The sequence below is a fragment of the Paenibacillus sp. FSL K6-1230 genome (genome assembly GCF_038002385.1).
Taxonomy (GTDB): Bacteria; Bacillota; Bacilli; order Paenibacillales; family Paenibacillaceae; genus Paenibacillus; species Paenibacillus massiliensis.
The window spans coordinates 160,399-183,418 of record NZ_JBBOCK010000001.1 but is presented as its reverse complement, the minus strand read 5'-3'; the positions used below and the strand labels follow the sequence as shown (position 1 = coordinate 183,418).

23 protein-coding genes are annotated in these 23,020 nt (G+C 50.3%); all 23 read right to left on the bottom strand.

The features are described from left to right. Positions 1-3 precede the first annotated feature (3 nt). Positions 4-768 carry an SIMPL domain-containing protein gene (locus MKX74_RS00880; RefSeq protein ID WP_341177188.1) on the bottom strand — a complete coding sequence of 255 codons (765 nt, stop codon included), beginning with the start codon at positions 766-768 and terminating at the stop codon, positions 4-6. A gap of 284 nt (positions 769-1,052) precedes the next feature. Beyond that, positions 1,053-1,322 (bottom strand): HPr family phosphocarrier protein, encoded by a 270-nt coding sequence (locus MKX74_RS00875; protein WP_018888156.1) that lies wholly within the window; start codon positions 1,320-1,322, stop codon positions 1,053-1,055. Between the two features lie 160 nt (positions 1,323-1,482). Beyond that, positions 1,483-2,418 (bottom strand): DNA-binding protein WhiA, encoded by a 936-nt coding sequence (gene whiA, locus MKX74_RS00870; protein ID WP_028592882.1) that lies wholly within the window; start codon positions 2,416-2,418, stop codon positions 1,483-1,485. Between the two features lie 6 nt (positions 2,419-2,424). Beyond that, on the bottom strand, positions 2,425-3,414 hold the full coding sequence (locus tag MKX74_RS00865) for a gluconeogenesis factor YvcK family protein (RefSeq protein ID WP_341177187.1): 990 nt from the start codon (positions 3,412-3,414) through the stop codon (positions 2,425-2,427). Positions 3,415-3,429: 15 nt separating this feature from the next. Continuing rightward, positions 3,430-4,329 carry an RNase adapter RapZ gene (rapZ, locus tag MKX74_RS00860; protein WP_018888153.1) on the bottom strand — a complete coding sequence of 300 codons (900 nt, stop codon included), beginning with the start codon at positions 4,327-4,329 and terminating at the stop codon, positions 3,430-3,432. Between the two features lie 48 nt (positions 4,330-4,377). Continuing rightward, the gene (locus MKX74_RS00855; RefSeq protein ID WP_018888152.1) at positions 4,378-5,328 is read right to left on the bottom strand and encodes an ROK family glucokinase; all 951 of its coding nucleotides are present in this window, start codon (positions 5,326-5,328) and stop codon (positions 4,378-4,380) included. Between the two features lie 260 nt (positions 5,329-5,588). After that, complete coding sequence (trxB, locus tag MKX74_RS00850; RefSeq protein WP_025681425.1) at positions 5,589-6,542, bottom strand: thioredoxin-disulfide reductase; 954 nt, start codon at positions 6,540-6,542, stop codon at positions 5,589-5,591. 70 nt (positions 6,543-6,612) lie between these two features. Next, a complete protein-coding gene (locus MKX74_RS00845; RefSeq protein ID WP_341177186.1) occupies positions 6,613-8,358 on the bottom strand; it encodes a tetratricopeptide repeat protein in 1,746 nt (581 codons plus the stop codon). A gap of 285 nt (positions 8,359-8,643) precedes the next feature. Then, on the bottom strand, positions 8,644-9,591 hold the full coding sequence (locus tag MKX74_RS00840) for a ribose-phosphate diphosphokinase (protein ID WP_018888149.1): 948 nt from the start codon (positions 9,589-9,591) through the stop codon (positions 8,644-8,646). Positions 9,592-9,828: 237 nt separating this feature from the next. Beyond that, a complete protein-coding gene (gene hisJ, locus MKX74_RS00835) occupies positions 9,829-10,650 on the bottom strand; it encodes a histidinol-phosphatase HisJ (protein ID WP_025681427.1) in 822 nt (273 codons plus the stop codon). Between the two features lie 104 nt (positions 10,651-10,754). Then, positions 10,755-11,459, bottom strand: coding sequence for a bifunctional phosphoribosyl-AMP cyclohydrolase/phosphoribosyl-ATP diphosphatase HisIE (gene hisIE, locus MKX74_RS00830; RefSeq protein WP_025681428.1), 705 nt, complete (start codon positions 11,457-11,459; stop codon positions 10,755-10,757). Beyond that, a complete protein-coding gene (gene hisF / locus MKX74_RS00825) occupies positions 11,456-12,214 on the bottom strand; it encodes an imidazole glycerol phosphate synthase subunit HisF (RefSeq protein WP_341177185.1) in 759 nt (252 codons plus the stop codon). The genes hisIE and hisF overlap by 4 nt, the downstream gene beginning before the upstream one ends. A 126-nt stretch (positions 12,215-12,340) precedes the next feature. Beyond that, positions 12,341-13,075, bottom strand: a complete 735-nt coding sequence (gene hisA, locus MKX74_RS00820) for a 1-(5-phosphoribosyl)-5-[(5-phosphoribosylamino)methylideneamino]imidazole-4-carboxamide isomerase (protein ID WP_341177184.1) — start codon at positions 13,073-13,075, stop codon at positions 12,341-12,343. A gap of 55 nt (positions 13,076-13,130) precedes the next feature. Then, positions 13,131-13,754 (bottom strand): imidazole glycerol phosphate synthase subunit HisH, encoded by a 624-nt coding sequence (gene hisH, locus MKX74_RS00815; RefSeq protein ID WP_341177183.1) that lies wholly within the window; start codon positions 13,752-13,754, stop codon positions 13,131-13,133. Between the two features lies 1 nt (position 13,755). Continuing rightward, on the bottom strand, positions 13,756-14,364 hold the full coding sequence (gene hisB, locus MKX74_RS00810) for an imidazoleglycerol-phosphate dehydratase HisB (RefSeq protein ID WP_018888143.1): 609 nt from the start codon (positions 14,362-14,364) through the stop codon (positions 13,756-13,758). 7 nt (positions 14,365-14,371) lie between these two features. Continuing rightward, positions 14,372-15,661 carry a histidinol dehydrogenase gene (gene hisD, locus MKX74_RS00805; protein ID WP_341177182.1) on the bottom strand — a complete coding sequence of 430 codons (1,290 nt, stop codon included), beginning with the start codon at positions 15,659-15,661 and terminating at the stop codon, positions 14,372-14,374. Between the two features lie 82 nt (positions 15,662-15,743). Beyond that, the gene (hisG, locus tag MKX74_RS00800) at positions 15,744-16,388 is read right to left on the bottom strand and encodes an ATP phosphoribosyltransferase (RefSeq protein WP_025681433.1); all 645 of its coding nucleotides are present in this window, start codon (positions 16,386-16,388) and stop codon (positions 15,744-15,746) included. Between the two features lie 20 nt (positions 16,389-16,408). Next, on the bottom strand, positions 16,409-17,626 hold the full coding sequence (locus MKX74_RS00795) for an ATP phosphoribosyltransferase regulatory subunit (RefSeq protein WP_018888140.1): 1,218 nt from the start codon (positions 17,624-17,626) through the stop codon (positions 16,409-16,411). Between the two features lie 436 nt (positions 17,627-18,062). Then, on the bottom strand, positions 18,063-19,253 hold the full coding sequence (locus MKX74_RS00790; protein WP_341177181.1) for an acyltransferase: 1,191 nt from the start codon (positions 19,251-19,253) through the stop codon (positions 18,063-18,065). Positions 19,254-19,545: 292 nt separating this feature from the next. Beyond that, a complete protein-coding gene (locus tag MKX74_RS00785; RefSeq protein ID WP_018888138.1) occupies positions 19,546-20,040 on the bottom strand; it encodes an acyltransferase in 495 nt (164 codons plus the stop codon). Continuing rightward, positions 20,037-20,690 carry a pyrophosphatase PpaX gene (gene ppaX, locus MKX74_RS00780; RefSeq protein ID WP_018888137.1) on the bottom strand — a complete coding sequence of 218 codons (654 nt, stop codon included), beginning with the start codon at positions 20,688-20,690 and terminating at the stop codon, positions 20,037-20,039. Before ppaX ends, MKX74_RS00785 begins: the two co-directional genes overlap by 4 nt. Then, positions 20,683-21,729, bottom strand: coding sequence for a prolipoprotein diacylglyceryl transferase (gene lgt / locus MKX74_RS00775; RefSeq protein WP_341177180.1), 1,047 nt, complete (start codon positions 21,727-21,729; stop codon positions 20,683-20,685). The genes ppaX and lgt overlap by 8 nt, the downstream gene beginning before the upstream one ends. 59 nt (positions 21,730-21,788) lie before the next feature. Continuing rightward, positions 21,789-22,727, bottom strand: coding sequence for an HPr(Ser) kinase/phosphatase (gene hprK / locus MKX74_RS00770; protein WP_018888135.1), 939 nt, complete (start codon positions 22,725-22,727; stop codon positions 21,789-21,791). Positions 22,728-23,020: the final 293 nt, after the last annotated feature.

Below are 23,020 nucleotides of genomic sequence, written 5' to 3'. Positions count from 1 at the left end.
TATTTATTTCATTTCATATTGTGCGCTAAGCTGCGTACTGATCTTCACTTCACCTGGTTCGAAAGATGTGGAGTCCGCAGTGCCGCCCGCTCTGGATTCCATCAATTCATTTTTGAGGTACACGAAAGGTACTTGAGCCTGCTCCAAATTCACATTCAAGAGGGTACCAAGCTGGCGATTGGCAGCCTTGGCTACTGCGCCAGCTTTCATTTGGGCGTTAGCCAGCGCCTTCGCGATCACTTGCTCCTCATACGGCTGTGTATCCTCTACCGAGAATTGGATGTTGTCCACGCTGTTCGCTCCAGCATTGGTTGCCGCATCCAGCAGCTCGCCCACCTTGCTCAGATCGCGGTATTTCACGCTCAACGTGTGAGTAGCAACGTAGCCAATGAGCTGTTGGCCTTCTTTTTCAGTATAGTTATAGTTAGGTTGCACATAGAATTGGTTCGTCTGGATATCCTTGTTTGCAATGCCCCATGTCTGCTTGAGCAGTGTGTTCAGCTTGGTCATTCTTTGTGCGTTCAACTTCTGAGCCTCAGCCGCTGTCTTCCCCTCAGTCCGCACACCGATGTAGAGAGTAGCCATATCCGGCTTGATCGAAATCTCTCCAGACCCATTAACACTGATGACATTACGGATTACATCTGATGCTGTAGCTGCATACGCCCGGCCGCTATCCTGTCCTCCCAATCCTACGGTACCAAAACCGCCCAAAAATACGCTGCCTGCCAGCAAGGCTGCTCCTGCTGCTCTTGTCCATGTTTTCATTTACATGCTCCTCCTTTGATATGGCCCTGCTTATGTTGAAGTTGGATAATTTTAACCTCTAGACGGAATTACGTAAAAAAGGTTGCACTACATAAACCCAGAGTACAAAAAAAGATCAGCGGAATCTCTCCCTGATCATGTGTATAGCTTCTCCACCCTATGTATAACACTTCAAAATTCAAAAAAATAATTCAATAAATACATCCCGACTCTAATTACGGATTACTATTCTGACTATATACAAAAAGCCCCTCTTCAGGGGCTGCACACCGACAGAGCGCCGATTATTGATTTTCGAGTTCTTCCTTGCTTACCAAGCTTACTAAAGCGTTTACAGCCTGTTCAGCGTCCGCACCCTCAGCACTAATGTAGATTTCTGTCCCGGAGCTGATTGCCAGGCTCATAATTCCCATGATGCTCTTGGCATTTACTTTCTTGTCGTCCTTCTCTACGAAGACCTCAGAAGAATATTTATTGGCTTCCTGTACGAATAATGCAGCTGGTCTGGCATGCAGTCCTGTTTTCAAACGTACAACTACCGGATGTTTAGACATGTTCAACAACTCCCCCTTTTTTAGAGTGCAATCTATCAACACAAATGAAACATAAATACACCATTTTATTTATCACATTATACCATTAACCGGGGCCATTAACTAGAAAAAAAACAGCAACCGTCCAGTCGAGATGCCAGATGCAGCAGTTGGAAGTCCGCTAGGACAGTTCTGCACGTACTTTCTCGGCCATTTCATCAATCTTGCGGAGACGATGATTGACGCCCGATTTACTCACTGTACCTTTCAAAAGCTCGCCGACTTCCTTCAGATTCATATCCGGGTGAGCCAGCCGAACCTCCGCTACCTCACGCAGCTTATCAGGCAAAGACTCCAGCCCGACTTCCTTCTGCAGCAACTTGATGTTCTCAATCTGCCGGACAGCGGCACCGATCGTCTTGTTCAAATTCGCCGTCTCACAATTCACGATCCGATTCACCGAGTTACGCATGTCACGCATAATACGTACGTCCTCGAACTTGAACAGGGCCTGATGTGCACCAATAATGCTTAACAGCTCAATAATCTTCTCGCCTTCCTTGATGTAGAGAATAAAGCCCTTCTTGCGCTCAATACAACGTGCGTTCAGATGAAATTCATTCGCAAGCTCTACGAGTGCCTGGCAATGCTCCTCATACATCGATGCGATCTCCAGATGATAGGACGAGCCCTCGGGATTGTTCACGGAGCCTCCAGCCATGAAAGCCCCGCGCAGATAAGCCCGCTTACAACAGTTTTTCCGAATGATCTCCTTATTAATCCCTTCGGTGAATACAAATCCCTCAGACACAATATGAAGCTCTTTCAGAATTTCCTGTACCTTGCTCGGTATACGGACAATATATACATTATTTTTCTTAAGCCGCATCTTTTTACGAACCAACAGTTCAGTATGCACTTGAAAATGCTTCTTGATGAAGGAATAGATCCGTCGTGCAATCGCGGCATTCTCCGTTGATATATCCAGAACGACTTTTTTGTTCGTAAGCTGGACTGAGCCAAGCATCTGAATCAGGGCTGACAATTCTGCTTTCTCACAGCAATCCTGAGCTTCAATCAGGGTCAGCTCTTTTTTGGTCTGGGCCGCAAATGACAATGGATTTCACCTCCTTCTGAACATCCAATTCTGTACCAGCTGATAAATGTGCTGGCTCAACTTGTCAGCATCATGGCGCAGGTACGTTCGAAATAGCACCAGTGTATCCGCCACCACTTTATATCCTCGCTCTGACACCGGTCCAAGATCAAGCTGTACGGGTCTTGCTCCTTGCTCGGCATACTTCTCCTGCACCTGAGCCGGAATCTCCCCATTATTCACAATAACATAGTCAAATAATTGATGTCCTACATGATCCACAATTGCTTGAAGATGATCACCGACACTGTAGTTATCCGTCTCTCCAGGCTGTGTCATCACATTACAGACAAAAATCTTGACCGCATCAGACGACACCACAGCCTCAGCCAGCTTGGGAACCAGTAAATTAGGCAAAATACTAGTATACAGACTTCCCGGACCGATGAGTATCGCATCAGCCTTCTGGATCGCTTCCACAGCCTCAGGCAACGGCTCCACGTGATCCGGCTCAAGGTAGACTCGCTTAATCCGCATGCCCGCCTCCGGGATCTTGGACTCGCCTGTGACGATGGAGCCATCCTCCATCTCGGCATGAAGAATGACGCCCTCACCCGCAGCAGGAAGCACGCGCCCGCGTACGGCAAATACCCTGCAAAGCTCTCGCACGGCTGTAACAAAATCACCATCAGAAATATCGGTCATGGCAGCCAAAATCAGATTACCCAGACTATGTCCTGCAAGCCCTGAGCCGGAGGCAAAGCGATACTTGAGCAGATCCGCCATCAGTGGCTCTACATCTGCCAATGCAGTCAACACATTTCGTATATCCCCCGGCGGTGGCATCTGTAGCTCATTTCGTAAAATCCCTGAGCTACCGCCATCGTCAGCTACAGTGACAATGGCGGTAATATCCAGCGGCTTCTGCTTAAGACCTCTTAGCATGACTGACAGGCCCGTACCCCCGCCCATAACGACAATACGTGGACGCTCCAGCTGTTGTCCCGCTGTTTTCATAAACTCACCTCTATCTTAATGCCGATCCCGATCGGCATCCCTGTGACTGACCGAGACAACCTCTGTTTCGCTTGCACCGAGCATTTTGCCCAGATACTCAGATATCGCTACCGAGCGGTGCTTACCACCAGTACAGCCTATTCCAATAATGACCTGGCTCTTTCCTTCCTTCCGATATTGTGGAATGAGGAAATGCAGCATATCCAATAGCTTGGTCAGGAATGACTGGGTCTCTGGCCACTTCATAACATAATCATATACGTCGCTATCTTGTCCCGTGCGTGGTCGCAGCTGCTCCACATAATGCGGATTAGGCAGGAACCGAACATCAAATACCAAATCTGCATCAATCGGAATTCCATACTTGAAGCCGAACGATGTGATGTTGACCGAGAACTGACTGCCCTCCAGATGTGAGAAACGCGCAATAATGCGTTCCTTCAGAACAGCTGGCTTCAGCGAGCTGGTGTCGATCACCTGTGTAGCCGAGTACTTCAGCTCTTCCAGCATCTTACGCTCCAGACGAATGCCATCAAGCGGCATTCCTTCCGGAGCAAGCGGATGACGACGACGACTCTCCTTGTACCGCTGTACAAGGACGGCATCACTGGCATCCAAGAATAGAATTTCACAATGTATGGTGAAATGATCCTTAACGTAATTCAGCGATTCAGAGAGCGCCGTGAAAAACTCCCGGCCCCGCAAATCAATGACCAGGGCAACCTTGGCAATCTTGCCTTTCGATTGTTCAATCAATTCGGCAAATTTGGGAATCAGCACGGGCGGAAGATTATCTACACAGAAGAATCCCAGGTCCTCCAGGCTTTGGACGGCAATCGTCTTCCCTGCACCCGACATCCCTGTAATGATGATTAGTGTTGCGGTCGCGGTTGCTATTGAGCTGTTTTCCGACATGCGGCTCCCCTCTTTCCCCATACGCTTGAATGAATTATAGCTATCTAATCAGGAACGCAACAGCAGACCTGCTGCCCCTACGACTCCAGCGTCATTGCCGAGAATAGCGGGCACAACCGTGAGTCCCTGATACAACGGCCCCGGCGTCAGCTGACGAACAACCTCACGTAGCTCATCGAACAGGATATCCCCTGCCTTGGAGACGCCCCCACCGACGATGAACATCTGCGGATTCAGCACGGCTGCCGTAGTAGCCATGGCCTTTCCTAGATAAAAGGCTGCGCGGCGAACGATGCGGACCGCTGTCTCATCACCCTGCTTTGCGGCATCGAAGACATCCTTAGCCATGATATGCTCTACCTGAGCAAGCGCAGTAAGCTCTCCCCGTTCCACGGCATCCTTCGCCATACGGATAATCCCTGTTGCCGAGGATACAGTCTCTAGACAGCCCATCTTTCCGCAGCCACACTGAATGGCTTCCAGATCAGGAACAACTGCGATATGACCGACTTCACCAGCCATACCGGAGAAGCCTTGATAGATCTTGCCGCCTATGATGATACCACCACCTACGCCCGTTCCCAGCGTAAAGCATACACAATTGGCAACTCCTTTGCCTGCTCCAGCCCATGCCTCACCCAGTGCCGCTACATTGGCATCATTCTCTATCTTCACTGGCTTACCAATCCGCTTCTCCAGCAGAGCACGAATCGGCACGTCCTTAAAGCCTACGTTGGGAGCCAGTACAACAACTCCATCCTCGGAGTTCAGGAATCCAGCAATGCCAGCTCCTACCCCTTGCAGCTGATCCCAGCTATAGGGAGAATCCTCGACAATCTGTCTGACGTACTGCTCGATATTGGATAGGATTTTCTCCACACCTTCACCGGTTCCTGTCGGTCCCTCATAGGTCTGTAGAAGCTGTCCCTCGCTGTTACAGATACCAACCTTTATTGCTGTACCTCCCAAGTCAACACCAACGTAGATACCCTCGGACATATTAAGCCACCTTCTTCTATAACTTTAGTAAGAGACTAAAATTCAAATTATCGCGCTTACAGCAAGGGGTTTCCCGCCTTGGTCTTACCTACGTATCCAACTATAAGCGAACCTATTCATCCGGTCAAGCAGACGAGAAAGGATAGCTTCCCAGGCAGAAAACTGGCAACACCCACACATGCATATTGCCAGCAAGGTGGGTGTGGGGAATACAATTAACGATGTAAGACCAAATTCGTGGCCTGAATCTCTGCTTCTGGTTATTGATCCAGAGTCTCGCTCCAATCATGCACCATGCTACCCTCAAGGTACTTCTCAGCATCCATAGCTGCCATACAACCGGAACCAGCTGCTGTGATGGCTTGACGATATCGGGTATCCTGCACATCTCCACATGCGAAGACGCCTGGGATGTTCGTCTCGGTCGTTCCAGGTCTTACTTCAATATAGCCATGGCTATCTGTCGTTACCTGTCCCGCGAGGAAGCCTGTATTCGGTGTATGACCAATGGCTACGAATACACCGTCCGCTTCAATGAACTCCTCTTGCCCAGTCTCATTGTTGAGCACCTTCAAGCCCTTCACGCCAGTAGCCTCAGCCACAACCTCCAGCGGAGTACGATTCAAGGACCAGAGGACCTTCTCATTATCACGGGCACGATCCTGCATGATCTTGGATGCACGCAATTCTTCTCTGCGGTGAACCAGGGTAACGCTGGACGCGAATCTCGTTAGGAAGCTTGCTTCCTCCATCGCCGAGTCTCCTCCACCAATCACAATGATTTTTTTGTTACGGAAGAAGAAGCCATCACAAGTAGCACACGTACTCACTCCCCGGCCCACATTATCCTGCTCACCCGGAATGCCCAGATATCTGGCGGATGCCCCGGTAGCAATAATGAGGGATTCCGTCTCAATGACGCCCACTCCCTCTACTTTGACTTTGAAAGGACGCTTGGACAGATCCACCTCTTCCACCCAGCCGGATTTGAACTCGGCTCCAAAGCGTTCGGCCTGCTTGCGCATGTTATCCATTAATTCAGGCCCCATAATGCCATCAGGAAAGCCTGGGAAATTCTCTACTTCGGTAGTTGTCGTAAGCTGTCCGCCTGGTTGCATGCCTTCAATGACAAGTGGATTCATATTGGCTCTTGCCAGGTAGATCGCTGCGGTATAGCCTGCAGGACCTGTGCCGATAATAAGGGATTTGTACATGGAAATGACCTCCTTCAAAGTAGTTCTTCGTCTGTGCTGGGTGCAACCCGAGTACATCCTTGCTGCCACACTATACTCGTTCTGTGAAATCCTTCAGGGTCTTGCTCGTCTTTGTGCTGATGCCACATACCGAATCAATCTGCCGGGCATACCGACTAATCGTGGATACCGATATTCCGTAGTAATCTGCAACCTCACGATAGGTGACGCGTTGGTGATTCATTTTAGCCGTCAGATACTCCAGCGCTGCAGACCAGCCTTCTACATGCTGAATCACGAGCTCATGCCCCACATGATTCACATATTCAGACCAGAGCTGCTTCAGATCATTGATCTGGGCGGCGTCATAGCGTTGTCCCATGACGGAGACGGCTCTGTCGAGAACAGCCTGAAGCTGAATGTTGGCAGAATCCGAGAACATCGTTTCACTTCGCAGCTTCTCCGGAATGGCCGTGACAGAAGGGGCTGCTTCCTGCTCAGGATGCTCTACTTCCATTTCACGGAGCACCTTGGTGGCCGCTTGATACAAGGTGTCACTCAGACCCGTCTCGGTGAGGAATGTCTCAAGTGCCTGCCGTACCTCCTCATCACCGATCAATTCCAGGGCATGAATCACCTGAAGCCTGGTTGCATCATCACCATGGTGCAGAGCCCAGAAGAAGGAAGAGCGTACAAGCGGGTCCTTCTTCATATCGTCGGGCATACTGCGCGAGCCATATTTCTCCCACAGCTTGAACTGCTCGTCGAATGGCAGATGGTAGTGATAGCTCAGCTTCTCAAGCTGCTTCCCCTGCGACTTAAGCTCATCCATTCGGGATAGATAGAACCTCGGAATCTCGGAGGAAGGATCTAGCTTCTGCACCTTCGCCCACAGTCGCAAGGCCTCGTCATATCGTCCTGTATTGCTGGCCGCTACGGCAGCATAATGGTACAAGGAAGGGTCCGTTCCACTCTCAGTCTGCCTCAACAGCCGCCGGAAATGGTAATACGCCTCTTCATGTTGCTCCAGAATGCCCATGGTTGTGCCTAGCTTGAACACTTGATCATGCTGGAAGGGAATTGTGACCGCGAGAGTCTTGATCAATGCGTCTAGATGGGGACCACCGCCCTCATTCTGATAGAAGATCGCCAGGTTGCACAAGGCATGCAGATTGCCCGGATCAGACTCCAGTACTTGAAGAATGGTCTCTTTGGCCTTCTTGAACATGCCCATGTAGTAGTAGGACAACGCCAGATTGTTACGGGCTGCAAGCAGTTCAGGCTGATCACCCGAGATCTGCTCCAGCAGTTTCGCCGCTTGGGCGAATTTGCCCTCTTCCAGCAGCTTTCTGGCCTGATCATGCTCGACGACTCCACCCCGAGCCTTGATCCGGCTCAGCTTGGTTGGACGATTCAGCTCATAGTACAGGAGCTCCATCATGTCCTCTGCCTCTTCCAGATACTGCCCCTCTGCGTCTTCCTCCAGATAGGTGACCAAGGCACGCTCCGCCTCTTCAAATTGTTCCATATTGGCATAGTTATTAGCCATATAGAAGTAGCATTCCGTCATTGATGGATTGACATGCGTCAACACGTGGTCCAGAACCTCGTTGGAACCTGTATAATTCCCCATCTCTGATAATATACCCGCCATATTGCAATGATTCACCGGATTATCCGGTTCATATTCCACAGCTTTGCGAAAATATTTCAATGCCTTGTCATAATGATTGCGATCCAGCGAGCGGACGGCTCTCTCGAAGAAAAAGGACGCGTCGAGACGCAAAGTGATCATATTGGAGCGAGTGTCCGTAACCCGCAGGTTTTTGCCTTTCATAATAACAAAGGCACCTCCTTTAACTTGCTATTGAGCCTATCTATTATAACATAACTTGATTGCCACTTCTCACAGAAATCAGCAAGTTATTTTTGGCACCAGCTCCGGACAACGCACTACAATATGCTTCACTTTTCACTTCCCTGTGAGCTGCAATTACGAGCAATTCACCTCTGACCGGAGATTGAACTGAGTGTTTACGATAGGGGCTACTCTATGTTGAGCTCACGATCTCCCAAATTGGCAAATGTTCAGCAATAAAAAATCCAAAAAGACGCATGGCATTTAAATGCCTGCGTCCTTGAACAGGGTAGCAATTGAGCCACCATCCATAATTATGCGAACAGCCTGAGCCAGCATAGGCGCAACGGAGAGCACCTTAAGCCGCTCCATCCCTTCTGCGGATAGCTTGATGGAGTCCGTCACGACAATCTCCCGGATGAACGGATGATTCAGCTTGTCCAGAGCACCGCCCGAGAACAGCCCATGCGTGGCACAGACGATGACTGGCTGTGAGCCTCTTTCCCTCAAGCTCTCCACCACATTCACAATCGTAGTTCCGGTATCAATCAGATCCTCAATAATAATCGGCGTACGCCCCTCCACATCTCCGATAACGTGCGTAATGACAGACTCATTATGAGCAGGACGCTTCTTGATCATGATGGCAAACGGGGAATCCAGTTGATTCGCCAGCTTCTCTGCCATGGAGGCACGGCCTGCATCTGGGGATACAACTACGGGACGTTCAAGAGACTGCGAACAGAGATGCTCACTAATTAGATCCAGAGCGGTTAAATGATCCACCGGAATGTTAAAAAAGCCTTGAATAGCTGCCGCATGCAAATCCAGCGTCACGACACGTGTAGCCCCTACCGTAGTCAGGACATCAGCCAGCATCTTGGCGGAAATCGGCTCGCGTGGAGCCGCCTTGCGCTCCTGTCTCGCATAACCGTAGTAAGGTACCACAATATTAATTGTTCGGGCAGAAGCACGCTTAGCCGCATCAATCATGACAAGTAGCTCCACGAACAGCTCATTGATGGGGTGCGCGAGGGATTGCACCAGGAACACATCACAGTTACGTATGCTCTCCTCATAGTGAACATAGACTTCTCCACTCTTGAAACGCGATAGCTTGATGCGCCCCAATTCTACGCCCAGCTTGTCACATATGCTCGCAGCAAGCTCAGGATTCGATGATCCCGAGAAAATCCGCAGACTCTGTTGCATGCTTGTCCTCCCCCGACCTTCCATTCAATATAAGAAAAACGTCATCTGAGCTTCTATATACTTCATGTTCCTCTAAGTGGATTATAACGCCCTTTAGCCGCTAGAGCTATGAAAATAACCGATCTTGCTCAGACACGTATGCCTTCGAATCGAGATCGGTTACTGCTGTAAGTTACCCTTTATTATTCGACGTCCATATTATCCTGCTCATTCATTCTAACCGTTCCTGTTAGAGTCTTATGCCAGCTCGACGAATGAGCGCTCTCTATTCCGAAAGACTGCCAGCTCCCGATATCCCACATCATAGAGCAGCGCACGCGCTTCCTCCAGATGCTCGGACAGCTTGAGCGGATCATGCGCATCCGAGCCCAGCGTTACAGGAATCGCCAGTTGCCGTGCTTCTTCCAGAATGCGCTGACTTGGGAACATCTCCGCACATGGCTTCGATAACCCCGAAGCGTTCAGCTCCACTGCTCGACCACTGCGGGCTATCGCGCTCAGCGTCGCTCGCTCCAGCTCCCGAAGCTCCTCCTCCTCGGATGGCTCCGGGTAGTGACCGAACCGCTTAATGACATCAAGATGACCCATAATATCGTAGAAGCCGGTGGCAGCTGCTTTGGACACTGCATCATAGTACCTTGCATACACCTCAAGGACACGCTGACCTTCCCAGTTGTGAACCTGACGATAGTCGCTCACGTCCCATTCCCCGAGAAAATGCACCGAACCGATAACATAATCCCACGGATAGGCCTTTACGATCTTCTCGATCTCACGCTCCCAGCCCTCAATGTAGTCACCCTCCAGACCGACTCGAATATCAATCTGATCCTTGTAGCGCTCCTTCAGGCTCAAGCACTCCTCAACATAACGGGGCAGCTCCTCCATAGCCATGGCCATCTCGGGATAATACGTCGCAGGGTTCACATGAAGCAGAGGCATATGATCAGACAAGCCCAGTTGGTCGAGACCAAGCCGAATCCCCTGTTGAACATACTCCTCCAGACTGCCGACTGCGTGCCCACAACGGGCATGGTGTGTATGATAATCAATACGCACAGTCTTTCCCCCTTTATGTGATCAAAATCCAGTTTCTCACAAGCTCTAGATAAACGTTATGAAAGCTGAATTACTAATGCGCGATAAGCGCACCCCGATCCCGATTAATCCCGTCGAGGACGTTCGTGTCGGCGCTCCAGCTCCGTCATGATCTCATCCAGTGGAAGCTTACGCTCCTGCAGCAGCACCAGCAGATGATACAGCAGATCACTTACCTCCAGCCGTAGCTCGTCATTATCCTGATTCTTGGCAGCAATGATCGTCTCTGACGTCTCCTCGCCCACCTTCTTCAGAATCTTGTCGATGCCTTTCTCGAACAGATATGTGGTATAGGCTCCCTCAGGGCGCGTACGCTCACGCTCGGCAATCACTGCTTCCAGCTCAGCCAGTACAGCGAAGCGATCCGGACGAGCATTGTAGGTCTCACCTGTAGCGGTAACCTCTTTGCCTGGAAGAACAATCTCACGGTCGAAGCAAGTAATGGCTCCCGTGTGACAGGCCGGACCAGCCGGGTGTACACGTACAAGCAGTGCATCTCCATCGCAATCCAGATTCAAGGATGCAATCCGCTGTGTATTGCCCGAAGTAGCTCCCTTATGCCATAGCTCTTGTCTAGAGCGTGACCAGAACCACGTCTCCCCACTCTCCAGGGATTTACGCAGAGACTCCCTGTTCATATAGGCCAATGTCAGTACCTGCCCAGTCACCGCATCCTGTACAATCGCAGGCGCTAGACCGGCCTCATCCCATCGCACATTCTCCACGACCTGCTCCAGGGAGATTTGCTCGTTAATTTCACTACTCGTCATCGAATCTCCACTCCCCTGTTCTTCAAATCCTTCTTCAATTCCTGAATGGCAATCTCTTTATAGTGGAAAATCGTAGCCGCTAGTCCTGCATCAGCACCGCCTTCGGTGAACACATCGTAGAAGTGCTCCTTCTTGCCGGCACCACCGGAAGCAATCACGGGTATGCTGATCCGATCAGCTACCGCCGCAGTCAAGGCGAGATCGAAGCCATCCTTCGTTCCGTCCGCATCCATGCTCGTCAGCAGAATCTCGCCTGCTCCCAGCTTCTCCACATCGCTTACCCACTGTAGCGCCCGAATGCCGGAAGCTGTGCGTCCACCATGAGTGTACACTTCCCACTCGCCCCAGGCTTCGTTATATCTGGCATCGATGGCTACCACGACACATTGTGATCCGAACCCACGGGCTCCATCCGTAATCAGCTTCGGGTTCAATACCGCAGCTGTATTAATGCTAATCTTGTCCGCTCCAGCCCGCAAGATCCGCTTCATATCGTCGACGTGAGATATTCCTCCTCCAACCGTGAAGGGAATCGAGATTTCACCTGCGGTCTGACGCACGACCTCTTCCATGGTCGCTCGCCCATCCACCGAGGCCGAAATGTCGAGAAATACAATTTCATCTGCACCTTCCTGATCATACAGAGCAGCTAATTCTACTGGGTCGCCTGCATCCCGGAGATTGACGAAATTCACACCCTTTACGACGCGGCCGTCTTTTACATCCAGACATGGAATAATACGTTTAGCCAGCATCTCCTTACCTCCCCGCCACGATTTACATTTACCTAACACCAGAATCACGTACAGTAAAGGGCATGATCCGGTCGTTTGCTTCTTACAATAGTTCGAATCCTGTACCTGACTCTGGCTCTGGCTCTGTTATTCGGCTCCAGCCACGGCACGAATTGCTTCATCCAATTGAATGCTACCGGTATACAGCGCCTTGCCCACAATCGCTCCGCCAATGCCTTCCTTGGCATGAGAGGACAGCTTCAGCAGATCTTCCATCGTGCTGACTCCTCCCGAGGCAATGACCTGACGACCGCTGCTCTTGGCCAATGACAGGATCGCTTCAACATTTGGCCCCTGCATCATACCGTCACGCGATATATCGGTGAAAATGAACGTCTCTGCACCTTTGGCAGCCAGCTCACGAGCGAGCTCCTCAGCCTTGACCTCCGAGGTCTCCAGCCAGCCGCGTGTCGCTACGTATCCATTTCTGGCATCCAATCCAATAGTAATCTTGTCTCCGTAGGTGCCGAGCACCTCTTCCGTAAAGGCACGATCCTCGATAGCAGCCGTTCCGAGAATCACCCTACTTACACCGAGTGACAGCACACGGTCTACATCCGCCCGCGTCCGCAAGCCGCCTCCGACCTGAACAGGCACCTGTACCGCAGATGCGATGCTGCGGATAATATCATCATTCACGGGATGACCGGCCTTCGCCCCATCAAGATCTACTAGGTGAATGAAAGTCCCGCCCAGTCGCTCCCACTCACGAGCTACCTCAAGTGGATTGTCGTTATATACTGTCTCACGGTTGTAATCCCCTTGTATCAACCTTACACATTTACCGCCCCGAATATCAATAGCGGGATAGATCGTGAACATACGCTGCCTCCCTGTACTGTGAATTCATATGTTGAGAGTCGAATTGACTCACTGATTATGCTTTATCATGTGTCATAGCGAGGAAATTCCCTAACAGGGCAATTCCCAGCTCCCCGCTCTTCTCCGGGTGAAACTGCATGCCATAGACAGTGCCACGCCCTACAATGGCGGTAACAGGTCCGCCGTAATCCGTTACAGAGAGCAGATCACTAGCAGATTCCGTCTGTGCGTGATAGGAATGCACGAAGTAGACGTGACCTTCCTCTAGTCCTCGAAATAGCGGATGATCTCCTTGGGAGAAATGCAGACGATTCCATCCCATATGCGGCACCTTCAGCCCAGAATTGGCAGCGAACCGTACCACGGTACCAGGCAAAATATCCAGTCCCTCGTGCTCACCGTATTCTTCCCCCCGGCTAAATAGCAGCTGCATCCCTAGGCATACACCTAGTAGCGGCTGTCCAGAGGCAGCTACATCCTTCATCACCTTATCCAGTCCGCTCTTACGCAGCTGCTCCATGGCATCGCCAAATGCGCCAACCCCCGGCAGGATGACACCTGCAGCGGAACGGATCTCCTGCTCATCGCTCGTCACCACAGCCTCGTATCCAAGCCGCTCTACAGCCTTGCTGACACTATGCAGATTGCCACGGCCATAATCTACAATCGCGATGGTCATGTTACAGCACCCCTTTCGTCGAAGGTACACCTTTCACACGTGGATCAATAGACGTCGCTTCGTCCAGTGCACGTCCCAGTGCCTTGAACACCGCTTCAATCATATGATGCGTATTCTGACCGTAATGCACAATGACATGCAGCGTCATCCGGGCTTCAAGTGCGAACTTCCAGAGGAACTCATGAACGAGCTCAGTCGAGAAGCTCCCCACCTGAGCTGAAGGATACTCAGCACGGTACTCGAAATGTGGACGATTGCTCAGATCAATAACCACCTGGGCAAGCGCCTCATCCATGGGAACAAATACACTCGCATACCGCTTAATGCCCTTCTTGTCTCCCAACGCCTCCTGCAGCGTCTGTCCCAGGCAAATACCGATATCCTCCACCGTATGATGGTCGTCGATCTCAATATCGCCTCGTGCCTGCACCTTCAGATCGAATTGTCCGTGCTTCGCGAATAAATCCAGCATATGATTCAGGAAAGGAACATCGGTCTCAAGCTCTGTCTGGCCTGTCCCATCAATTGCAAATGCCAATTGGATATCAGTCTCATTTGTTTTGCGGCTGATATCAGCCGTCCGAGCTTGTACTGTATTATTGTTGTCCATCTTGGGATCACACCTCTCCTTCATTATTCAACCGTACCAGAATGGCCCTGGCATGCGCTTCAAGCCCCTCGTGTCTTGCCAGCTCCATGATGGTCTCCCCGTTCTTCAGCAACGCTTCCTTGCTGTAGTAGATCAGGCTGGATTTCTTGATGAAATCGTCCACATCTACAGGTGAAGAGAATCTCGCTGTACCATTGGTCGGGATAATATGATTTGGTCCTGCAAAATAATCCCCTACAGGCTCCGAGCTATACGGTCCAAGGAAGATTGCCCCGGCATTCTCGATTCGGCCAACGTATTCCATTGGATTCTCGACCATAATCTCCAGATGCTCTGGAGCCAAGCGGTTCACAATGGATAGCCCTTCCGTAATGTCATCCACGACCACAATAGAGCCATAATTCGCTACAGACGCAGCAGCAATCTCCCGGCGTGGCAGATCAGCTAACTGGCGCTCTACCTCCGCAGATACCGCCTCAGCGAGCTGCTGCGATGGCGTAACCAGAATGGCAGAAGCCATCTCATCATGCTCAGCCTGTGACAGCAGGTCTGCTGCCACATAGACAGGGTTGGCCGTATCGTCGGCCAGCACTACAATCTCACTCGGTCCCGCTATGCTGTCAATATCAACGGCACCATAGACCTCACGTTTGGCGAGAGCCACGTAGATGTTCCCGGGACCGCAGATTTTATCCACTGGGCGAATGCTATCCGTTCCATAGGCAAGGGCTGCAATTGCCTGTGCACCACCTACACGATACACTTCAGTTACGCCTGCCTCAGCAGCAGCCACCAGTGTATACGGGTCGATGCCTTCCTTTCCGTTCGTTGCCGGAGGCGTTACCATCACGATCTCAGGAACTCCGGCCACCTGTGCAGGTATGACATTCATTAGCACGGAGGATGGATACGCGGCTTTTCCACCAGGCACATATACACCTACTCGCTGCAGAGGTCGCAATACTTGACCCAACAACGTACCGTCCGGCTGCAGATCCATCCAGGATGTGCGCTTCTGCTTGACATGAAAGGCTCGAATCTGCGCTGCCGCGGCTCGAATCGCTTCCACGAAAGTTGGCTCCACCCGGTCATAAGCTGCTGTCAGCTCCTCTGGTGAGACCCGCAGTGAAGCGCCAGACAAACTTACTTTGTCAAAAAGCTCCGTATATCGCTGCAGCGCCTGGTCACCTTCCTCACGCACTGCACGAATAATGTCCTTCACGGCTGCATTCTGCTCTGGTGTTCCGTAATCCACTTCACGCTGCAGCTGCAGGTCACGGGCTGCTACTATCTTCATTACCGTTCCTCCTCCGTACACATCCGATCCATCTGAATCCTTAAATACTATATAACTGAACTCTAGCTGTAGCTCAGATACACTATCCACCTTGCTTGACGGCCCCAGGAATCACCTGCTGCAGTCGATCGCATATCGCCTGGATCCGTTCATTCTTCATCCGGTAGCTGACTCGATTCGAGATGAGACGGCTTGTAATCTCGAAGATCTCGTGCTGCTCTACCAGCCCGTTCTCACGCAGCGTCTGGCCAGTTTCGACCATATCCACAATCCGGTCCGCGAGGCCAATCAGCGGAGCTAATTCAATGGAGCCATTAAGCTTGATGACCTCCACCTGCTCGCCATGCTCTCGAAAGTATTGCGAGGCTACCTGCGGATACTTGGTCGCCACGCGCTGGCGAATGCCAGGTTGCCAGTTCGGCAACCCGATGACGGACATGCGGCAGCGTGCGATACCCAGATCCAGTAGCTCGTACACATCCTTGTTCTCTTCCATTAAAACATCCTTGCCTACAATACCGATATCAGCCACACCGTATTCCACGTAGGTCGGCACGTCTACCGGCTTGGCCATGATGAATTCCATCCCCAGCTCCGGCAATGGAATGACCAGCTTGCGCGTATCATCCACATCCTCTGGAATCGGAATACCAGCCTCCCGGAATAGCACCGAAGCCTGCTTGTAGATCCGCCCCTTGGGCATGGCGACTTTCAGAATCTCGGTCATTCGTAATCCCTCCTATCGTGTTATATTCCCGGCCGAGTGGCCAATCCCTTTTCATAGGTGATGATTTCAGTATAAGCAGTGGCCGAAGCTTCCGTATCGGCTGTGCCTCCCAGTATTCCAGTAATAACCACCTTACCCGCTTCACGCAATCGTGTAGCCTCGGTCAGAGCCTCTCTGCGACTCTCAGCGTCATATCGAATGAACACGGTATGCTGCTCCGTCACCTGTTGCTCTTCCATTCCATCCACGATCCGGTTGGTCTTCAGAGCGAAGCCCGTAGCTGGCACATCCCGTCCAAATTGCTGCAGCAAATTATCATATCTTCCTCCACTGGCGACAGGAGAACCGATTCCCGCAGCATAGCCCTCGAATATCATGCCCGTATAATAGGAAAAATCGCCAATCATCGTCAGGTCAATGAGCACATGCTCGGATACACCATAAGCCTCCAGCACCTCCCATACCTTGCAGAGATGTGAGACAGAATCCACTGCCAGCGGATTCGAGCTCAGCTCCGTAGCCTGATCGCAAATCTCTTTCCCGCCACGCAGACGCAGAATAGCTTCCAGTTGATTCTGTGCCTCTTCTGAAGCATCTGCACCCTTCCCAGAATTTGTCGAGAAAAGCTGTTGCACAGCGGCACGATAGCCGACCACATCACGTCTTAGCAGTAGCTCCTTCAGCAGCTTCTGATCTTCCGTCTGACCCGGAATAATCTCCTCGAACAGTCCATTCAGAAATCCGACGTGACCCATTGCAATCTTGAAGGATTGCACACCGGCGGCCTGAAGTGAAGCGATTGCCAGTGCCACGACCTCTGCATCAGCCTCGGGAGAGTCATCTCCCACCAGTTCCAGTCCAGTCTGGAAAAACTCAGCCTCACGACCTGCCTCCTCCTCAATAGCCCGAAAGACATTCGCATGATAGGACAATCTCAACGGTAGGGCCTCTGCCTTCAGAAGAGAGGATACAACACGAGCGATCGGTGCCGTCATATCAGAACGAAGGACGAGCGTAGTACCGCGGTTATTCAACAATTTGAAGAGCTTATGATCCGAGGTTGAGCTAGCAACACCAACTGTGTCATAGTATTCCATGCTCGGGGTTATAATCTGTTGATAGCCCCAGCGCTCCATACAAGCAAGCACCTTGCTCTCAATATCGCGAAGCCGTGCCACTACATGTGGTAGATAATCTCTTACCCCGATCGGTTTCTCGAATCCCTTCGGCTTGGACATATTTATTCACTCCATTTATAAGATCAGTTATCGTTTAATAGAAACATTGTAGAAAGTTTTGTTCTTTTCTACAGTACCAGCATTACACTTATATTCATCATCACATGTACATACATGACTACATTGTACCTGTTACTGCAAATCACTTCACTATGGTAAAGTGCTAACAAATTAAAGCGTTCGATATTTCGCTATATTAACATGAATACCCTTATTCAGTCAATTGCGAACCTTTGGCTAGCCTTAGAGCGGCAAGGTACAAATACGATTGTTATCTCTAATCTACAATGTTATCTATAGTCTGCGTAGCTAGTGAGAATCATAGCAATAAATACACAAAAAAGGTCAACCAGCAATTGCTGGCTAACCTGATCATACGAAAACGGCCCAAATGCCCAAAGATGGCCGAACAATCTATAGATTCAATGGGCGTTTCCTAAATGTTAGCTCGACGTGACTGAACCTTGGATGAGTCCTTCCCTGCTGTTGGCAGATAGGACCTGGGCACACTCCCCAGGAAAATTCTAACGAATGGGACATAGCGGAAGCCGAAGGCAACCATCAGCCAGGTAAGGAAGAGAGCAACCACCAGCCCCCCAGCGATCCATACAACATAGGTAAAGGAATCAATCGGGATGTGGTACCGGAAACGGCGATATACAGCCAGCACCAACGGATGGATCAGATAGATTGCAAAGGATGCCTCTCCCATCCGAATCAGGAAGGTCACCACAGCCTGATTTGCTCTCGCATACAGCCTGAAGGCGCTATGCAGCAGGACTAGTGCCGATAGCATGGTATGTGCATTCCACAGCAGCTCGTACCATAGCGTATCCACCCATACTCCATCTCGGCGGGCATACAGCCACAAGAGTACGTGTACAATCGACACCGTAAGCCAGCTTCCCCACAGCAGTATCGTACGCCAGCGAAGCGTAGCAGATAGCTCAGACCATGAAGAATTTAGCCAAACTTTGAATCGATCAAAATAAACCGCCACAAAAGCACCCATAAAATAATAAGCAAGATAGGAGATCGACAAGCTTCCTTTATTCACAATCTGCCACTCAAATTTGTTCATGAAGATAAATGCCCACTGCAACACAAGTCCGACGGGAATCGCCCAGCGAACAAGCCAACGCGAGGATTGGAACATTTTCAACAGGAACGGGAACAAAATGTAGAATTGAATACTGATGAATACAAAGTATAAGTGCGTATAATTAGATCCTGTCAGGAGTCTGTACAGAAAAAACTGCAACTGCTCTGTAATCGGTAAATACAACTCTCCGTTCACGGTCTGGGCCAATACGAAATAGCCAAGTGAGATGATGAAATAGGGGAGGAGAATATAGCTCATTCGCTTCCCGTAAAAGCGGCCAATCATCCCTCGGTCAATCGGACGATCATAATAATTGTAGAACAACACAAAGCTGCTCAAGAATATAAATGAAGGGGTGCCGAACTTAAAGAAGATATTCACAAAATTCAATATCCAGTAATAAGGTGATTCCATTGCCTGTATGCCTGCTGCATAGGATGTAGCATGAACATGGAGCACGCCGAGAATAGCCAGGGCTCGGAATATATCAAGTTGCGGCAACCTTTCCTTTTGCTGCCGTGCCATCATCATTCCTCCTTCTTAGACAAGCCTCTCCATTACCTTAGACGATTCACCAGGTTAGATCAACTAATATCCCAATAGTTACCTATATACCACAATGTAACTTGTTTCACATTCACCGGTGCTTCGCTAGTATACAGGCTGATTCTGACTACCAACCAAATGCACCCTGAGAGCAAGCTGAATGTTATAAAGACGCACCTGCCATGTACCAACAAAAAAGGCCCGACTGAAGCTGTCCGGCCTTGTTCGATCATTACACGTCTGTCAAGTATCTGCACTGAATCGGTATGTACTACGAACGCGGCCCAGACTGCTTCAGCTCCCGCAGAGGATTCCCCCCCACAAAGGCTCCTGCCGGGACGTCCTTATGCACAATGGAGCCAGCTGCTACTACTGCCCCATCCCCAATGGTTACACCAGGTAGAATGGTTGTATTCGCTCCAACCAGCACCCCATCGCCAATAATGACCTCGCCAAGGCGGTACTCCTGAATCAAATACTCGTGGGCAAGAATGGTCGTGTTGTACCCAATTACGCTATTGGTGCCGATCTTGATCTTCTCGGGAAAGAAAACATCGACCATGACCATCAGCCCGAAGGCCGTGTGCTCACCAATCTGCATGCCGAGCAGCCTGCGGTATATCCAGTTTTTAAGGGGAAGCACTGGGCAATATCGTGCTGCCTGAATGCATATGAAATTCTTGACGCCCTTCCAGGGGCTTACACTTCTGTAGATCTGCCATAGTGCATTCGCGCCTTCAACAGGATAACGTTCCAGTCGTCTCACAGCGCCTCAGAGCCTTGCTTAACCAGCTTGAGCAGATCCCTCATATCATGCAGCATATAGTGCGGCTTATAGCTCAGCAGTGTCTCCTCACCCTTCAGGGACCAAGCCACTCCAGCCGATAGCACACCTGCAGCATGCGCCGCCTGAATATCAAACGAGCTATCTCCAACCATCAGCGTGCGCGCAGGATCAGCATTCAATGCGGAGACCGCTTTTAGTACAGGCTCGGCATGCGGCTTGGGATGCTCTACATCATCCACTGTTACAATAGTACCCATATAAGAGGTCAATCCAAACAAATCAAGCACCCGGTACGAAGATGGACGAATCTTGGTAGTTACTACTCCCATCTGTATACCCATCTCATGCAGAGACTTGATAACCTCCTCCACATGGGGGAACGGCCTGACCATATTGTCATGATGCAGCAGGTTATATGCCCGATATTGACGCACATAGTCAGCTACATCCGCTGCGCCCGTGAAGGTGCGCAGTTGGTTCTCCAAGGTACCGCCCATATGCGGAATGATGTGCTCCCGTGTCAGCGTAGCCGAGCCTTGATCCTTCATAATATGGAGAAATGAGCTGATGATCAGCTCATTCGTATCCATAATGGTACCGTCCAAATCAAATAATACTGTGTTAATCATGATTGCGCTCCTTTGGCTGTGCCTCTGTCTCCTCCGATGCCTCCTCTGCATGGCGGTCTGCGGTATTCGCTTGCGCGGAATCCACCTTCTCAGATGCTGTAGCACCATCTTGTCCATGCTGAACCTTGGTAGAGACAATCGGATCATTGTAGTGCGGCAGATTCGGATACGTTTTACGTCTATATACAATGAAGATAACGGCTGCCAGCACGAGCACAATAGCGAGGAGCTGCGAAATACGTACATTTCCATACGCTGGGTCCAGATAGCCTGGCTCGAATCCAAACCATGTCATTGGGGCCCACAGCCCATTTATGAAGGAAGCTAGCCATTCTGGACTCTGAAAAGCCAGACTGTCTGTTCTCAGACGCTCGATGAAAAAGCGACCAATGGAGTACCAAATGAAATAGCCAGCAAAGATCTCCCCAGCACGCACGAATGGGCGGCGGCGAAGCAGCAGAAGCAGGCCTACTCCAATCAGGCTCCAGATGGACTCGTACAAAAAGGCAGGGTGATGGAACACGCCGTTCACATTCATTTGATTCACAATGAAATCTGGTAAATGAAGCTGTGAACGCAAGAAGGATTCCTCTACAGGTCCACCATAGGCTTCCTGATTCATGAAGTTCCCCCAACGTCCGATCATCTGACCAATGAGTAGACCTGGTGCACAGATATCCGCAATCCTCCAGAAGTTGTAGCCTTTGTAGCGGAAGTAAATGACCCCGCAAATAATCGCACCGATCAAAGCCCCGTAGATGGCTATACCGCCGTTCCAGATTTTTAAGACATCGACCAGGTTGTCACGATAATCTTCCCATTTGAAGGCCACGTAATAGATTCTGGCCCCAATGATGGCTGAAGGTACGCCCAGCAGTAGCATATCCATGAAAAAATCCTGAGGAATGCCATAGCGCTTACCCTCACGAATACACAGCAGCAGCCCCACCAGCGCCGCGCATCCAAGAATTAGACCATACCAGTGTACCTTAAGCGGTCCAATAGCGAACGCGATCGGATCTATTAACAGTGTTGCCATATGATTTATCTCACTCCCTGAATGCCAGTGTTTTCTTTAGCCTGAACTCCTGTTCAGAATCAGTCCATATCATCCATATCTTCAGCAATTGTTGCTGTCAGCTTGTTAGTGAACTGCAATGCAGCATTATAGCCCATTTGCTTCAGTCGATAGTTCATTGCAGCTACTTCAATGATAACAGCAAGGTTCCGTCCGGGTCTAACCGGAATAGTGACTAGAGGCACGTCTGTATCAATGATACGTGTAGTCTCTTCATCCAGTCCAAGTCGATCATATTGTTTGTCCTGCTGCCATGCCTCAAGACGAACAACAAGCGTAATACGCTTGTGATTCCGAATAGCACCTGCACCGAATAACGTCATAACATTGATGATACCTACCCCACGAATCTCCAGCAAATGACGGATGAGCTCAGGCGCACTGCCATGCAGCTGAAAGTCTGAGGTCTGACGAATCTCAACCGCATCATCAGCGACCAGACGATGTCCACGCTTCACCAGCTCCAATGCTGTCTCACTCTTACCGATGCCGCTTCCGCCGGTAATAAGCATACCTACCCCGTATACATCACACAATACACCGTGAATGGTAGCTGTAGGCGCTAATTTCCCTTCCAGGAAATTGGTGATTCTACTGGACAAGATTGTGGTGGCCATATTACTGCGCAGCACAGGAATGTCATGCTTGCTACTCGCATCAATCAGCTCCTGCGGCACCTCTAGCTCTCTAGTCACTACAATACACGGCGTATCTTCTGTACAAAGACGCTGCATCCGATCCACTCGCTCCTCTGGTGGGAGCATAGCAAAGAACGCCAGCTCAGTTCTACCCAAGAGCTGCACCCGTTCCTGTGGGTGATATTCAAAATATCCGGCCATCTCCAGACCTGGGCGATTCAAATCATCTACCGTAATTGGTCTGCGCAACCCCTGTTCACCAGAGATAACTTCCAAATGAAACTGCTGAACGAGTTCGCTCACTTTCACTTTTTTGGGCATGTTTCTCTTCCTTTCAACCTCAGCCGGGTCCGATATGTTATCATACAGAGCCTGCAAGCAAGCTCTGCTGCAATACTCAAGATCTGGAATTACCTAAAGACTGTGAATAACCATCGAGCGTATAGCAATTCAGCAGAACAAAGCACTTACTTCTTCTACAGATCAACCAAACAAGCTAATGAGTCTTATGTAAGCTGAGTAGTAATAACTCCCCCATGATACATACCCATCGTATAGGAATTTTCAGTTAAATGCAATTGCAGGTGATGCAGAGCTTCATAAGCTATGACTAG